Genomic DNA, 1,664 nt, shown 5'->3' with positions numbered 1-1,664 from the left:
CTTGGGTAGGGGAGCGTTGTATGCGGGTTGAAGTCGCACCGGAAGGAGCGGTGGACTGCATACAAGTGAGAATGCCGGTATGAGTAACGAAAAGACAAGTGAGAATCTTGTCCGCCGAAAGCCTAAGGGTTCCTGGGGAAGGTTCGTCCGCCCAGGGTAAGTCGGGACCTAAGGCGAGGCCGAAAGGCGTAGTCGAAGGACAACAGGTTGAAATTCCTGTACCACCGTAAGCCGTTACGAGCGATGGGGGGACGCAGGAGGGCAAGGACGCGAGCTGATGGAATAGCTCGTCCAAGCAGTAAGAGGTGCATGTAGGCAAATCCGCATGCTGTAACCTTGAGCTGTGATGGGGAGGGAAAATTGCAGTACCGAAGGTCTTGTGCTCACGCTGCCGAGAAAAGCCTCTAGCCAGGCGAAGGTGCCCGTACCGCAAACCGACACAGGTAGGCGAGATGAAAATTCTAAGGCGCGCGGAAGAACTCTCGTTAAGGAACTCGGCAAAATGACCCCGTAACTTCGGGAGAAGGGGTGCCCCGGTAAGGTGAATAGCCTGAGGGGGCCGCAGTGAAGAGGCCCAAGCGACTGTTTAGCAAAAACACAGGTCTGTGCGAAGCCGCAAGGCGAAGTATACGGGCTGACGCCTGCCCGGTGCTGGAAGGTTAAGGGGAGCGGTTAGGGTTAAACCGAAGCTGTGAACCGAAGCCCCAGTAAACGGCGGCCGTAACTATAACGGTCCTAAGGTAGCGAAATTCCTTGTCAGGTAAATTCTGACCCGCACGAATGGCGTAACGATCTTGGGCGCTGTCTCAACGAGAGATCCGGTGAAATTTTAGTACCTGTGAAGATGCAGGTTACCCGCGACGTGACGGAAAGACCCCATGGAGCTTTACTGCAGCTTGATATTGGACTTTGGTACGGTCTGTACAGGATAGGTGGGAGCCTAAGAAGCCTGAGCGCCAGCTTAGGTGGAGGCGGCGTTGGGATACCACCCTGATCGTATCGGAGTTCTAACCTGTCACCGTGAATCCGGTGAAGGGACCGTGTCAGGCGGGCAGTTTGACTGGGGCGGTCGCCTCCTAAAAAGTAACGGAGGCGCCCCAAGGTTCCCTCAGCGCGGTTGGAAATCGCGCGAAGAGTGCAAAGGCATAAGGGAGCTTGACTGCGAGACCTACAAGTCGAGCAGGGACGAAAGTCGGGCTTAGTGATCCGGTGGTACCGAATGGAAGGGCCATCGCTCAACGGATAAAAGCTACCCTGGGGATAACAGGCTTATCTCCCCCAAGAGTCCACATCGACGGGGAGGTTTGGCACCTCGATGTCGGCTCATCGCATCCTGGGGCTGAAGTAGGTCCCAAGGGTTGGGCTGTTCGCCCATTAAAGCGGTACGCGAGCTGGGTTCAGAACGTCGTGAGACAGTTCGGTCCCTATCTGTCGCGGGCGTAGGAAATTTGAGAGGGGCTGTCCTTAGTACGAGAGGACCGGGATGGACGCACCGCTGGTGTACCAGTTGTTCCGCCAGGAGCACCGCTGGGTAGCCAAGTGCGGGAGGGATAAGCGCTGAAAGCATCTAAGCGCGAAGCCCGCCTCAAGATGAGATTTCCCAATTTAGTAAGACCCCTGGAAGAACACCAGGTTGATAGGCTCGGGGTGGAAGCGCGGCAACG

At 56.4% G+C, this 1,664-nt stretch carries 1 rRNA gene; it reads left to right on the top strand.

The features are described 5' to 3' along the window. Positions 1–1,664: ribosomal RNA gene (locus tag E5161_RS20585) — 23S ribosomal RNA — on the top strand; the annotation flags it as partial.

Source organism: Cohnella pontilimi (assembly GCF_005049045.1).
Taxonomy (GTDB): Bacteria; Bacillota; Bacilli; order Paenibacillales; family Paenibacillaceae; genus Cohnella; species Cohnella pontilimi.
Note: the sequence above shows the minus strand (reverse complement) of the source record. Positions and strands in the feature narration are given on the sequence as shown.